The sequence below is a fragment of the Pseudoalteromonas sp. PSi26 genome, assembly GCF_054960575.1.
Genome location: NZ_JBHNYT010000021.1, coordinates 41,970 through 55,794, shown reverse-complemented (window position 1 = coordinate 55,794; position 13,825 = coordinate 41,970). Strand labels below are relative to the sequence as shown.

14 protein-coding genes are annotated in these 13,825 nt (G+C 36.7%); 6 read left to right on the top strand and 8 right to left on the bottom strand.

Annotation, left to right across the window (positions count from 1 at the left end; all coding sequences use genetic code 11):
• Positions 1 to 20 precede the first annotated feature (20 nt).
• Both ACFI34_RS17625 and ACFI34_RS17620 read right to left on the bottom strand, forming a co-directional pair.
• Positions 21 to 581: a hypothetical protein gene (locus ACFI34_RS17625; protein WP_462674424.1), complete on the bottom strand. Its 561-nt coding sequence runs from the start codon at positions 579 to 581 to the stop codon at positions 21 to 23.
• Positions 582 to 593: 12 nt separating this feature from the next.
• Positions 594 to 1,796 (bottom strand): S1C family serine protease, encoded by a 1,203-nt coding sequence (locus ACFI34_RS17620; RefSeq protein ID WP_462674423.1) that lies wholly within the window; start codon positions 1,794 to 1,796, stop codon positions 594 to 596.
• A 376-nt stretch (positions 1,797 to 2,172) separates the two neighbouring features.
• Here ACFI34_RS17620 and ACFI34_RS17615 point away from each other — a divergent pair, with 376 nt between their 5' ends.
• Positions 2,173 to 2,814: a bifunctional 4-hydroxy-2-oxoglutarate aldolase/2-dehydro-3-deoxy-phosphogluconate aldolase gene (locus tag ACFI34_RS17615; RefSeq protein WP_462674422.1), complete on the top strand. Its 642-nt coding sequence runs from the start codon at positions 2,173 to 2,175 to the stop codon at positions 2,812 to 2,814.
• A gap of 90 nt (positions 2,815 to 2,904) precedes the next feature.
• Here the strand turns inward: ACFI34_RS17615 and lepB are convergent, their stop codons facing one another.
• A complete protein-coding gene (gene lepB, locus ACFI34_RS17610) occupies positions 2,905 to 3,555 on the bottom strand; it encodes a signal peptidase I (protein ID WP_462674421.1) in 651 nt (216 codons plus the stop codon).
• Between the two features lie 169 nt (positions 3,556 to 3,724).
• On the opposite strand from lepB, the gene ACFI34_RS17605 reads away from it, so the two are divergent.
• Positions 3,725 to 4,222, top strand: a complete 498-nt coding sequence (locus ACFI34_RS17605) for a fasciclin domain-containing protein (protein WP_462674420.1) — start codon at positions 3,725 to 3,727, stop codon at positions 4,220 to 4,222.
• 75 nt (positions 4,223 to 4,297) lie between these two features.
• Here the strand turns inward: ACFI34_RS17605 and ACFI34_RS17600 are convergent, their stop codons facing one another.
• The 3 genes from ACFI34_RS17600 to aceK all read right to left on the bottom strand — a co-directional run bounded on the left by ACFI34_RS17600 (position 4,298) and on the right by aceK (position 7,410).
• Positions 4,298 to 4,549, bottom strand: coding sequence for a DUF2999 family protein (locus ACFI34_RS17600; protein WP_008131476.1), 252 nt, complete (start codon positions 4,547 to 4,549; stop codon positions 4,298 to 4,300).
• 69 nt (positions 4,550 to 4,618) lie between these two features.
• Positions 4,619 to 5,581, bottom strand: coding sequence for a zinc-binding dehydrogenase (locus ACFI34_RS17595; protein WP_462674419.1), 963 nt, complete (start codon positions 5,579 to 5,581; stop codon positions 4,619 to 4,621).
• A gap of 47 nt (positions 5,582 to 5,628) precedes the next feature.
• A complete protein-coding gene (gene aceK, locus ACFI34_RS17590; RefSeq protein WP_462674418.1) occupies positions 5,629 to 7,410 on the bottom strand; it encodes a bifunctional isocitrate dehydrogenase kinase/phosphatase in 1,782 nt (593 codons plus the stop codon).
• A 117-nt stretch (positions 7,411 to 7,527) separates the two neighbouring features.
• On the opposite strand from aceK, the gene ACFI34_RS17585 reads away from it, so the two are divergent.
• Together ACFI34_RS17585 and ACFI34_RS17580 are read left to right on the top strand one after the other, a co-directional pair.
• Positions 7,528 to 8,475 (top strand): LysR family transcriptional regulator, encoded by a 948-nt coding sequence (locus tag ACFI34_RS17585; protein WP_008131472.1) that lies wholly within the window; start codon positions 7,528 to 7,530, stop codon positions 8,473 to 8,475.
• A gap of 518 nt (positions 8,476 to 8,993) precedes the next feature.
• A complete protein-coding gene (locus tag ACFI34_RS17580; protein WP_462674417.1) occupies positions 8,994 to 9,431 on the top strand; it encodes a hypothetical protein in 438 nt (145 codons plus the stop codon).
• 12 nt (positions 9,432 to 9,443) lie between these two features.
• Here the strand turns inward: ACFI34_RS17580 and icd are convergent, their stop codons facing one another.
• Positions 9,444 to 10,712 carry an NADP-dependent isocitrate dehydrogenase gene (gene icd, locus ACFI34_RS17575; RefSeq protein WP_462674426.1) on the bottom strand — a complete coding sequence of 423 codons (1,269 nt, stop codon included), beginning with the start codon at positions 10,710 to 10,712 and terminating at the stop codon, positions 9,444 to 9,446.
• Between the two features lie 184 nt (positions 10,713 to 10,896).
• Here icd and ACFI34_RS17570 point away from each other — a divergent pair, with 184 nt between their 5' ends.
• Positions 10,897 to 11,697, top strand: coding sequence for a M61 family metallopeptidase (locus ACFI34_RS17570; protein WP_462674416.1), 801 nt, complete (start codon positions 10,897 to 10,899; stop codon positions 11,695 to 11,697).
• Positions 11,698 to 11,737: 40 nt separating this feature from the next.
• On the opposite strand, the gene ACFI34_RS17565 is transcribed toward ACFI34_RS17570, so the two are convergent.
• The gene (locus tag ACFI34_RS17565) at positions 11,738 to 12,289 is read right to left on the bottom strand and encodes a dienelactone hydrolase family protein (RefSeq protein ID WP_462674415.1); all 552 of its coding nucleotides are present in this window, start codon (positions 12,287 to 12,289) and stop codon (positions 11,738 to 11,740) included.
• A 661-nt stretch (positions 12,290 to 12,950) separates the two neighbouring features.
• Between ACFI34_RS17565 and ACFI34_RS17560 the strand changes: the two genes are divergently transcribed.
• The gene (locus ACFI34_RS17560) at positions 12,951 to 13,784 is read left to right on the top strand and encodes a transporter substrate-binding domain-containing protein (RefSeq protein WP_462674414.1); all 834 of its coding nucleotides are present in this window, start codon (positions 12,951 to 12,953) and stop codon (positions 13,782 to 13,784) included.
• Positions 13,785 to 13,825 lie beyond the last annotated feature (41 nt).

The following is a 13,825-nucleotide window of genomic DNA, read 5'->3' as shown; positions in this document are numbered from 1 at the left end:
TTTTTAGCGGTTTTTTTGTATTAGTTGAAGTATTCTTTGTACTCAGCAAAAACAGCTTGAGATTTTTCCTCTTTCTTTAGATCAAAGAAAAACTGTGAAATCGTGTCCTTTAAAAATAACTCCTCAGTTGGTGTTGCTTTTTTATCCTTATACGAAGAGGTCCAAATATTATTTACATCTGTCGAATCCATCATATATTCAAATTGAGCAATTGATTTCCCCTGAACAAAAATATCGTATCTCACTTTGAATTCTTTATTTGAGACAACAGGTATAATTCCAAGCGTAGAAGCTGACAACATCATCGTAGTGAATTGCGTACCATCTTGCTTAGTTCTATAGCCTTTAAGTACTCTTACGCCAATTGGTAAGCCGACTGCTTTTTCATCAAGCTCTTCAAACGAACTGAAAGCTTCAATAGCCGATTTGAAAGAGCTATCGGTTATATTGGTTACAAAAAATACAGGAGGATAAACTTCACCAGTATGCTTATATTCAGTCAGCAAAGTATCCTGTTTCGCAAACGTTAAATTAGAAATAAAAAACATAAATACAATTAGTGATAAAGAAAATATCTTCATTATAAAATTCCTTTATTTATAACATAAAATTTGATTTGAATATTCGACAGCATTCGCTGATGAACTTTCAAAATCAGATGATGATGTTCTTTCTTCGAAGGCAATATTATGCTTTGACAAAAATTTTTTTAAAAGTTGTGTACTCACGCCAAAGTTAACATTTTGTGATGTCGTTCCTGATTGTTTAAGCATCATGCTTTGATTTAAAGAACTCGATACGACTCCCATTAAGTTTCCTTTATAATCCGAAATCGCACCACCGCTATTTCCCGGTTGAATTGGTGCAGAAAACTGAAAGTAACCTTTAGCTCCTTTCAAACCACCTCGTGAACTAATATTACCTACCGTTAAAGACGGATATTCAGCAAGAATACCTGATAACGGGTACCCAGTTACAAAAACCTGCTTTCCTAATTGAATAGAAGGTTCAGGCTCAATCGCAATGCTTTTAGAGTTAGCGTAATCAATTTTAACAACAGCAAGGTCTAATAGCTGACTTGACGCAATGATATCCGCGTCATAGGTATTTCCCTTGTGATTAACTTCTACAAAGATACATTCATTTACTACGTGAGCTGCCGTAACACTCGTCCCTTTGTTATCTATGAAAAACCCACTTCCCGAATTAGTGGCTTCTAAATTAGTAAATAAGTCTTTTATAGATTTTGAATCTTCTAACTCAACGCCATTTTTATGGTTATTCTGAGCTAATAAAATTTCATCTATATTTATATTTATAAACTCAATCATCGCATCTTTTAAGGCTGAAGCAAACGCGTTGTAAACGGCATTAAAATCGTAAAGACCACCTGATGCAGCTGCTTTTTTTTGTATTGTTTTGCTCATTAGTTTATTACCAGCTCTGTCTAGTATATTTATTTCAATATCAGACTCCCAGCCGCCCCAAACGTAATCCCAATCACTTGTAGAATTTAATTGAATTAGGTATGAAAATTCCGATTCACTTGTCAAATTTTCTGATGAAACAAACATTTCCGATGTAATTAATTCAGCTGCCTCTTCCATTTTTCCAAAAAAATTAACTTTATCATCCGGTACTTTTTTTCCGACGTAGTAGGCTACTGGTAGTTGAATAGGAGTGGTAGCTCGTTCATCTAGCTTTAATTTAGTTTTAATCATTGCAGCATTATTTACAGGAGTTGCTTCACAACCAATTAATAAAAAAATTGCTACAATTAAAGAGTAAATACGCATGTCTTTCCTTGCTTTATAATATTTGACGAAGTGTATGTAGATGATGTGAAGTGTACTAAAGTGCATGGGTAGTTTTAGATATTATAAGCAAATATAGCACTACTTAATTAACTAAAACACACCTTACAATTCTGTAAAAACACACCTTTTTAAATATAAACTTGTTAATTTATTGTCGCTTACATGTTACTTGTACTCTCAAAGTAAATCCATTGCCGGCAATATCTTTTTTTATTCAAATATATGATGATGTACTTGTATTGATTTAACGCAAATAAAGTAACATTAACTTTTTGTTCTCATTATTCATTAATTGCGGCTATTGTACATTTCTAATATTATTAACCCATTATTTAATAAGCAGAAAGTGCTTGAAATGGTTTCTCAAAACACTGTCGCAATATGTCGTAAAATAATCGAGCACAAAATAGTGGCTATTATTCGATTAAAAAAGCAATCAGATGTTGCACCACTTGTCGATTGCTTAGTTGAGGCTGGTATAAAAGTGCTTGAAATCACCTCTAATACACCAGGGTTTGAGCAAGAAATTAAAAATGCACGTATTCGTCATCAACATATTTTGGTGGGTGCAGGCACCATCACAAATACTAAACTAGCTCAACGAGCCATTAATGCGGGTGCACAGTTTATAGTAACCCCTAATACTGATAAGCGTATTGTGTCAGTTGCCCATCAGTATAATTTACCTGTTTTAATGGGGGCTTTAACGCCAACAGATATCGCTAACGCGATTGAGTATAATGCGGATATTATTAAGGTATTTCCAGCAGGTAGCATGGGAATTGACTATTTTAAGGCATTAAAAGGCCCATTTGATAGCGCCAATTTAATGCCCGTTGGCGGGATAAATTTAAATAACATTACTCAGTGGTTTGACGCAGGGGCTTGCGGTGTAGCCATTAGTAGTGACTTTTCAAAAGTGATTACTAGCCACGCTGACAAGCAAGCTCTTACCCAGTTAGTTCATGACTATTTAACTGACATACCCACTGATTAAAGGTCTTTGATTAGCTACAATCACTAAGTATGGTTCAAACTTAAATTACATCAAATACTTAATATTCTGTTCAAACAAATCAAAATGCACTTAGTTTAAAGAGAGCAGAACACGCTCTTTCCTTGGTATGTAGTAATTATCGTAATCAAGCGAAACAATAACCTTATTTGCTTTTCCGAGTAATTCACCACGAGGGATTAAACCAATTACGCGAGAGTCTGCACTATTGTCACGGTTATCCCCCATTGCCAAATAGTAATCATCTGGAATGGTGATCATTTTAAAGTCAGCTAATTGGGATGGTACATTTGCCACCCTAATAGTGTGCTTCTTACCGTTTAATATCTCTACTTTATCAACCGAATCGATATTACTTTGTGCATGTTCGTAATTAAGCTTTTTGCCATTAATAATTAATTCGTTATTTACCAAAGAAACGGTATCACCGGGTACACCAATCACACGTTTAATTAATCGGTTACCTGCCGCTTGTGAGTCGAATACAATAATGTCCCCGGTTTGTGGTTCGTTTAATTTAAGCAAAGAAATATGTGTAAAAGGCACTCGTAAGTCGTATGCCATTTTGTCTGTTAAAATTCTATCTCCTTGCGCAATTGTAGGTTTCATCGAGCTCGTAGGCACTTCGTACCAGTCGGCTACAGCGCTTCTGAACACACTCATTAAGGCAATAAATACAATGAGTGAACGATTATTTTTCCAAAATTTATAAAGCACTTTCATAACTGCTCCCTTTAATTGATTGAGTAAGGTTATGACCTAACACCGCTTTAGCAGTTCAAAAAAGGATGTAACAAAAATTGTTTGACCAATAAATGCTTTTTGATCGATTAAATTTTCAGCAGCGTAGCATCTTAGGAATTTATCAAATATTAACTTAATGGAAACTAACATGTTTAAGAAGATAACCACCGCAATTTTAATAACCGTCGCAAGCATGAGTTTTTCATTTACCGCGCAGGCCAATCATCATGGCATGAAGAAAGATGTGGTTGATGTTGCGGTTGAAAATGGCTCGTTCACAACACTTGTTGCAGCCGTAAAAGCAGCCGGTTTAGTTGATACTCTAAAAGGCAAAGGGCCATTCACTATTTTTGCACCAACTGATGCCGCTTTCTCAAAGTTACCTGACGGTACCGTTGAGATGCTGTTAAAGCCAGAAAACAAAGAGAAGTTAACGGCAGTGCTAACCTACCATGTTGTCGCTGGAAAAATAATGGCAAAAGAGGTGGCTAAGTTAGATAGTGCCAAAACACTCCAGGGGCAGTCGGTAATGATTAAAACAAACATGGGGGTGATGGTAAACGACGCTAACGTGATGATGCCAGATGTTAAAGCAAGTAATGGCGTAATCCATGTAATTGACACTGTGCTTCTTCCAAAAGAATAAGCAGCAAAATTTATGAACAAAAAAAGAAGCATAAACGTAAGCTTATGCTTCTTTTTAACGAATACTTAGACCTTATTACTGATTAAGCTTTTCTTTCGCTTCTTTTACTTTTTCAAAGTCTAAACCTAACTCATCGGTAGCTTCTTTGATTAAGTGAGGTTGTGTCATAACAACAGCCATTAATTGCTGAAGCTTTTCTGGCGGTATTCCAAGCTCCTGTACAAGCGCCATAGCCATCATTGGGTTTTGTGTAAACGCCTCGAATAACGCTTTTACTTTTTCATCACTTACATTATGTTCTTTTAAAATTGCAATTATTGGATTCATTTTTAACCTTGGTTTTATAATAACGTGTGTATTACTAAATTATATGGTCATCACGTGTAAAATAAAGCGTTATTCTACAAGCAATACTACTTTTCCCGCGTTTTCGTTGCGCTCTAATATTGCATGGGCCTCTTGAGCCTGTGTCCATGGCAACGTTTTGTACACATTAAAGTCATAGTTTTTAGATGCTATGTCGTTGTAAAAGCGTTCTACTAAGTCATCTCTTAGTTGGCGTTTAAACTCAATACTGCGGTTACGAAGGGTTGACGCATGAAACGAAATCCTTTTACGCAAAAGCGCTGCGAAATCAACCTCAGCAAAACGTCCGTCTAAAAAGGCAAGCATAATTATTTGACAGTCCATGGCTGCAATTGAAGCATTTTTGTTTAAATAACGCCCTGCTACAGGATCAACAATTACATTCGCGGTTAAATTATGGCTTTGCATGTAATCTACAAAGTCAGTGGTTTTGTAGTTAATTGTATAATCGGCTCCTAGTGCCTTGGCGTGCTGGCATTTTTCATCTGAACCTGCAGTTATAACAACCGTAGCCCCTGCACTTTTTGCCATTTGAATTGCGGCACCACCTACGCCACTGGCCCCAGCATGGATTAATACCGTTTGTCCGTATTGTAATTTGCCAAGCTCAAATAATGCACCAAACGCAGTTAAATACACTTCGCTTACGGCTGCACCTTCAACCATAGTAAGGTCTTCAGGTAGCTCCATTAGCTGTTTGGCATCTACGGCAACATATTCGCTATAAGCACCACCTGCACACAGTGTAAAAATGCGTTTATTTAACCATATCTTATCCACTTTGCTACCAACCTCAACAACAGTGCCTGCGCACTCTAACCCTAAAATTGGGCTATCACCTTTTGGGGCTGGGTATTTACCTTGGCGTTGCATACAGTCAGCACGATTCACACCAATTGCAGCCACTTTAACAAGTACTTCATGATTTTTTAGCTGCGGTTTACGGGTATCACTAAAGGCAAGGTCTCCACCTTCATGGGAAATATATTTCATTACCACTCCTGTGCTTTAACTAAGTCATACTCTAAATATGGGGGTAATTATTCTGGTTTAAACCGCCAGCTTTGCTTATACGGGTACACATCAGGTAAAAAGCCGTTTTGTATTTGCTGTTGACACTGTTGCCAAAAAGCAGTTGTGAATAAATCACTGTGGTGGGTGTTAAAGTACTCAAACGCATGGGTATTTGCGCTAAAAAAAACCTTAAATTGGCTTGGAAATATATCGTTTTCGTCAATATCAAAATAAGAATGACTACTTAACTCTTCTAATACATTTTGTGATTGAGGTACATCTCTAAAATTACACTGAGTTAATGGGCAAATCTCATCAAAGTCGTAAAATACAACGCGTCCCCAACGCGTAACACCGAAGTTTTTCATCAGCATGTCACCTGGAAATATATTCGCCCCGGCTAAATCTTTAATTGCTTTTCCATAATCAAGCATTACATGGTCCAATGCATGTTTATCGCAGTGGTTAATATATAAATTAAGAGGTGTCATTTTTCGTTCAACATACACATGTTTTAAAATAAGTGCCTTGCCCGATATAACCAAACTGCTGCCAATATGTGTTTTCATCTGCGTTAATAGTTCTTCACTAAAGCGGCTTAAATCAAACGCTAAATACCTAAATTCGTGGGTATCTACCAATCGCCCTACTCGGTCAGCTTGTTTCACAAAGTTATATTTTTCTTTTACTTGTGCTTTAGTTGCGGTTTTTGGTGCGCTAAATTTATCTTTTATTACTTTATATACGTAATCTGAGCCTTCAATTGTAAATACCAGCATAACCATGCCAGGTGTACCAGGTGCATTTATATATTTAAAACTTGCGGGGCTATTTTTAGTGGTATCAACCTTGTAACGGTAAAACTCGGTTTTAGCGTGTTTAATGAAGCCAATAGCGTTAAATAATTCAAAACGCTTTTTATGCGGCATAAGCACACTGAGGTAATCAACATAACGCGCGGGTTGGTCTGTATCTACCATAAAATAAGTACGGGCAAAGCCAAATAATAAGCTTAATTGATCGGCACCCATCATAACCGCATCTATTTTTAAGCCTTTTTCGGTGTTTAAAATGGCAATAGCAAACGGCATGTTATCGCCATTTTTAGCGATACAACGGCCAATCAAATAACAGGCTTTGTTTCTAAAAAATAACGAGTTTGCGTATTCAATAAACCCGTCGTTTAAATTTATTAGTTCATAGACCTGCTTACATTGATGCTTAGCAACTTGCATTAGGGTTTGCTTTAAGCGCTTTAAATCGGCATTTAATTGGCAAAATGGAACTCTAAACATTTGCGTAGTAATAAGCTGTGAAATTGCGGTTTCAAACCCATTTTGAAGTGATATTCTACTTACTAAACTTTCAAATGAGCGTGGTTCACTTCGGTATTTGGCTTTTAATACAAATAAATGCACTGTACGAATTTTTTTATCGTCCCAAATAGCACCAAATGTTGAATTAAAGAATGTATGCGCAATGGGTTTATTCTCATGGTGCTCAACCATATCCCCATAAATATTTTTAGCTAGTTGCCATGTGTGTGGACAGTCTAGTTCTTGATAAGCAATTATTTTAACCGCTTCACTCACATTTTTTACTTGGCGCTCATAAACTTGTAACCGATCGCGCATTGCGCGTTGTACATCATGGTACCGGCGTTGCTCAAACCGACTTTGTGCGCCAAGTGTAATATTTAAAAACTCAGCAAACATCGCATCAAACCCTGCAAATACAGCACGTGCTAGCTTAGTTGCAATCACCTTTTGAAGAGCATTATTTGAATCATCGATTAACGTATTTGGCATGTTAACAACACTTATATTTTTACCCGTTATAGCGGTTATTTTTTATTAATTGTTTACACCTTAGCAAGCAGGCTTTAATTTAGATAATTAATACAGCAAATAAATAAGATTGATCTAATGAATATACGTAACGTCGATCTCAACCTTCTCGTCTATTTAAACGTGCTTATAGACGAAAAAAGTGTGTCTAAAGCCGCCAATAAATTAGCGTTAACACAACCGGCAATGAGTAATGCATTAAAACGATTACGCGATTTATTTGAAGATCCGCTCCTTGTTCGCGCTGCAGGGTCAATGACCCCAACAGCTAAAGCACTCCTGCTTAAACCCGAAATAGAATCATTACTAAAAATGGCTGAAGCAATTACTCAACCTAGTGAGCAATTCAACCCCGCAACGGCTGAAATAACCTTTAGAATAATGGCAAACGACTATTTAGAATCAACGTTAATAGCGCCATTTATTACCGCTCAATTAAATAAAAATCCGGGTATTAATTTTGATGTTTTAAGCCCAAGCGATGTCAACCTACAAGACATGGAAAAAGGCACTATAGATCTTGCTATTAACCGTTTTAATGGATTACCCCGGTCATTTCACCAAGCTACTGTATGGCGAGATAACTACTGCTGTTTAACACATCCCAAGAATACTTTTTTACAAAACGCCACACTCGATGATTACCTCAAAAAAGAACATATTTGGGTAAACCGGGCTGGTTGGGGCCCCGAAGCCGCAGTAACTAATAAGTCAGGTAAACAAAAATTAGGCTGGGTCGATGAAGCACTCTGGCAGTTAGAGCAAACACGTAAAATTAGGGTATTTACCCGCCACTACATGATTGCCAGTTTACTTTGCCAATCAGAGCAACTGGTGGCGACATTACCACGCAGGCAAGCTAAGCTATTAACAACACATACTAACTTAGTAATAAGTCCACCCCCGTTTCAAATAGTCCCTATTGAAGTCAAAATGATTTGGAGTCCACTGCTCCACCATGCGCCAGCGCATCAATGGTTACGCCGCGAAATGCTTGAATTTGCTAAAACAGTAGCAGATAGGTAAATTTTAAAATATCCGTTACGTTTTTCAAAAAATACTGAAAAATCTAAAAGCACGCAGTCAATTTACTCTTAAATACATACTAAAATGACGGGCTCGGTGAGAGGTAGAAAAAACACAACGTTTAAAAACTAATTTTTCAATAAATAAAACATCGAGACACTCACTTTAATAAAGTGAGTGTCTCGATGTTTTGCTTTGGAGTCGTATAAGTCTTAGCAAGGGGAGTAACCTTACTCATTAATAATTTGCAAAGCCAATACCATGTTTTTTATTTTAAATTAATTCAACACCTTAACCAAAAATCCCATATTACCTCTGTTGAAATTTGTACCACTTTTGTGCATTTATTTATTTTTTGCACCAAATTAAATGAAAAGGAAACCGATAAATTTAGCGTAAATTAAATGAATAAAACTTAATATTGATTTAATCAATGTCAGTTATTGAAAACAACAATTTCATTAATAATATACTTAGCGCTAGAGTGAAGTTAAGCCAACAAACTAAGAGTAATTATTATGACAACAGCTTCTTTCACACGCCAAGACGGATTATTCATCGATGCTAACTTACATCAGTTCATTGAAGAGCAGTTATGTACTAAAGCAACATTACAAACAAGTGATGTTTACCAAACACTGGCGACATTAGTTGATGAGTTTGGGTGTACTTGTCGTAAAACTAAGCACCAACCAAACGATGTACTTGAAGTACAAACACTATTAAACGCTTACCAACTGCAAAACCATCCACACTGTCATGTGGATGCGCAAACAACTGAAGCGGTACTTGATGAGTATTGTTGCCAGGTTCCGGCAATCATTGTTGTTGCTTTAATGGATACGCTTAGTGGTACTCAATGCGATGAACCAAATGCACACGACATTTACCACCGTGCCGCACAGTTAACTAATCGCCCATGCGTACATACAGTTAAAACTGCCTCAGCAGCTTAATAATGAATGTGTTTAAAAGTGCTCGATAACCTTATTTGCAAAGTCTGTGCAGCTTAAGGTTGTCGAGTTATGAATTGTTGAAATATCATTGCCCTGATGGGCTAAATCAAACGTAACATGTCCGCTTGCTAATGTTTTTTCTAAGGCATTTTCAATAGTTAACGCCGCTTCATCCCACTTCATAAATTTAAGCATAAGTACTGCACTCAAAATACTACTACTTGGATTCGCTTTATTTTGCCCTGCAATGCGTTCAAATGTGCCATGAGTAGGTTCAAAAAAAGCCACATCATTATTCAAGTTTGCCGCAGGCATAATACCCACACCGCCCACTTGAGCGCTGAGCATATCGGCTAAAAAGTCCCCATTTTGATTTGTTGTTGCCACAACATCAAACTGCTCAGGGTTCATTAAACATTGTTGTAGCATGTTATCAGCAATGACTTCTTTAATTATTAAGGGTGCTTGACCAATACGCTCAATTTTTAGCCATCGGCCATTTTCGTGCTCAATAGCATTAAATTCCTTTTTGGCTAGCGCAAAGCCCCAACGTTTAAATGCACCATCTGTAAACTTAAGTACATTACCTTTATGAACAAAAGTTAAAGAGTCTCGATTGTTATTAAGGGCAAAATTAAGAGCAAAACGTGTTAATCGCTCAGAGCCTTCTTTGGATATATTTTTTATACCTATGCCGCAATCTTGTGAAAACCTAAGGCGTGTTACCCCCATTTCTTCACATAAAAAGTCGAGCATTTTTTCACTTTCAATGCTGCCTGCTTGCCACTCAATGCCAGAATATACATCTTCGCTGCTATCACGAAGTACGGTAATGTTGGTTAAAAAAGGATTTTTTAATGGAGAAGGCAGAGCACTAAACCCTTTGATAGTGCGCATATTTACAAATAAATCCATTTCTTGGCGTAAAGCAACATTTAAAGATCGGAATCCTCCGCCTAAAGGCGTAGTTAATGGCCCTTTTATTGCTATTTTACACACTCTTACCGCTTGTATTGTTTCTTGTGGAAACCAATCACCATCGTAAAGCTTGGCTGCCTGCTCACCATTAAACACTTGCATCCAATGTATTTTTCGTTTGTTTTGATAACAGTGTTTAATAGCGCAATCTACAATATTTCTCATAACGGGCATAACATCTTGCCCAACTCCATCGCCATTAATATAGGCAATAACAGGCTCTGAAGGAATAACCCACTGCCCTTGCTCATCTACCGTTATATGTTGCCCTTGTTCTGGCATTTTTATATGTTGGTATTGCATCATTAAAGCCTATAAATCAATGTATATGGTCGATTAAACCATGTTAATTAAGGCGTGTCTTTAATTGCCTTTTTATAGTTGATATCAGTTTAAAAAATAACAAATACGATGTGCTTATGTAGTTAAAAGGATGGTCTTATAGCGTGTACGGTTCGTATTAGTTTTTAAATATAGAGGGGTTTTAATGAAATTATTATGGACGTTGCTATTTTTATGCTCTTTAAACATCTACGCTCTTGAGGTTGACATACACGAGCTAGACTCGCTGTCTAAAAATGGCCAGCAAGTTGTTTCTACCTGGGTTGATCAGAGTGTAAAAAAAACTGAAAATACGCTTGGGCCTTTAAAGCAAACTACCTTGCCTATTTATTTAAAGCCGCAATATTTTGCATTTGAGCCTGTACCATGGGCAACGGTTAAGCGAAGCAATCCCGATGGGATTGAACTTCATATTGATAGATACGCAAGTTTAAATGCGTTTACTAAAGACTGGACCCTATATCACGAGCTATCGCATTTATATTTGCCGCTTTTCCCCTACTCTGCTTTTTGGTTAAGTGAAGGGTTTGCCAGTTATATGCAAAACGTAATTATGCGAGACAGCGGTGTAATAACCCAAGCGCAATTTGTTCAACGATTAAATGCTGGGTTTAGTAGAGGTAGACTACAAAGCAAAACAAAGTCGCAGCCTTTAAGTGAGCTTTCTGCTGATATGTGGAATCAAGGTGCACAGCAACGTGTGTATTGGACAGGCGCTGCATTTTTTGTTGAAGCCGATTTAGCACTTCACCAGCAAGGTCAAACCCTTGCTGAGATAATAAAAGCCTATCAACTATGCTGCAGGACAGCGCGTTCAAGTGCTAAAGCATTTATTAAAGACCTAGATAAACTCTCACGTAGTAGTATTTTTACTTCTTTATACGCAGAGTATAAAAACCGCTCTGACTTTCCAAACATAACTAAAAAATTAATAAACACACTTTGAGCTATATTGATTTTAAAGTTAGGCGTCTATCACCAAGATGCTAAAAATCATTTGAAGTTAAATATTTACAAAAGTATTGATAAGCCTGTTCATTATAATTTAAAGAACGCTTATTCATAAATCCATGACAATAATCTGTTGGTTTGCAAATTACGTTTTGTTTTTTATTAAGCTCATTAATAACAGCAGTAACATCAAAGTGCACCTCATCGTAAGGAAAAATAAACTCACAGGGTACACTTGCGTCTAAATCTAAGTAGTTTCGTATTTGTGATGGATAAAAACCAACCACTTTTTTAAGATGTGGATTGCTTGTTAATAACTGGGCTCGCCATGCGGCACTAGCCCCTGCACTAAAGGCAATGCAAATTGTTGGCTCTGTGAGTCTATCAAATTGTTTATGCAGCATTGCCGTATACACGTTGTGGCCACATGCCTCTATAAAATTTTTATAGTTAAGTTCTTCACTTTCAATAGCTTGCTCTTTCCCGCCATAGGGTTCAACAAGGGTAAACTGAGTGTTTAATGCTTTACAAAAGTCCTGTAAAGCGGGCGTTTTTCCGTAAATATCACTGACTATTATGTAATGCATACTATTCCTTTTAATCGTAAATCAACGTATTTAACCAGTTGATAAAATCTATGTTTTTTATATTTATACAAATAACTTGCGCGTAATTATTATTTAGGTTAAATTCCCCCTCTGGTTTTAAGAAACCACTGCGGTTAACCTATTTACCCTGATCCAGTAAGCCCCGCACAACGTATATTTGAAAGCTAAGTTATTGTACGGCGAGTACCCCTTAAATAATACCGAGATGAATTTTACAATCATCGTAAAAGTGTCATAAAGATCGTCAACACTGTAATGAAGCTAAACACAACATCGTTAATTTATTGACTGCAATCTGCTATAAAAAATAGCGCAGAATAAATTACAAGAATAAAGTGAGTTTTATTATGTCTTATAAATATAACGGATCTATGATCCAAATAGCACATCCTGTGCAATCAATTTCAGTTAATAAACATCGTGTTATCTTTAGTGATACACAAGGTTTAAAAAACGCATTGTTTCAAAAAGCTAGCGATGCGCGTCAATTTGTTAAGTGGCTAAAAGTTAGCTAAGCAAAGCTATATCGCAATCCCATGCGCGATAACACGTAATATTATGCCAGCCTTGTTGCTGGCATTTTACTTTTTAATACTTAAGTGTTAAAACAATAATCCAATTACATTCGTTGGTTACTGCAATGTTACGTGTACTTTTCACTCTTTTATTTTGTTGCTCTCTAACTTCAGTTTGTCATGCTCAAACAATTAACTGGTTAACCAACGACTTTGCACCTTACTATATATTAAATGGTAAGTATCAGGGCCAAGGCCGCGACGAAACAATCATAAAATTACTCGAAGACCAACTACCTCATATCAAATTCAATCGTGTTGTGGTGCCTGCAAGTAAGCTAATTCAAACCCTTTCTGATAAAACGAATGACGCGTGCGTACTTTCTCTTTATAAAAACGAAAACAGAAAGCAACAAATGGCATTTACACAAGAAAGCTCTACTGTTGGTTTATCTCCCTCTGTTGCACTACATAAAAAGCTAGCAAATGCGCTATCGCTTAAAAACGACGCTGAGGTGTCTTTGTATGATTTACTACAAGAGAAAAAGCTAACATTAGGCGTGTCTTTGAGTCGCTCTTATGGGGAAGCTATCGATAGTATAATTAATTCAACGCCCGATGTTGACATTGTTATTCGCCCTACCCGAGATAGCTTAGCTAGTCTTACCTATATGCTTAACTTAAAACGCATTGATATTTTACTTGGCTACCCAAGTGAACATTTTTATTTAGCTAAATCTATGAACTTTCAAGATAACTTAACCCAAAGACCATTAACTGAAGCACCTGCGTTAAGCTATGGTTTTATAGGTTGCACTAAAACCGAGCAAGGGATTAAAAATATTGCTTTGCTAAACAAACACCTTAAGGTAATAAAACAAACAGATGAATACATTCATGCACTATCAAAGTGGTTGCCCGAGCATTTAAAGCCATTGCTAAAAACAAGAGTGAACTAAGAAAAAAACGCCACGTAATGTGGCGCTTTCAAAGTTAGTTG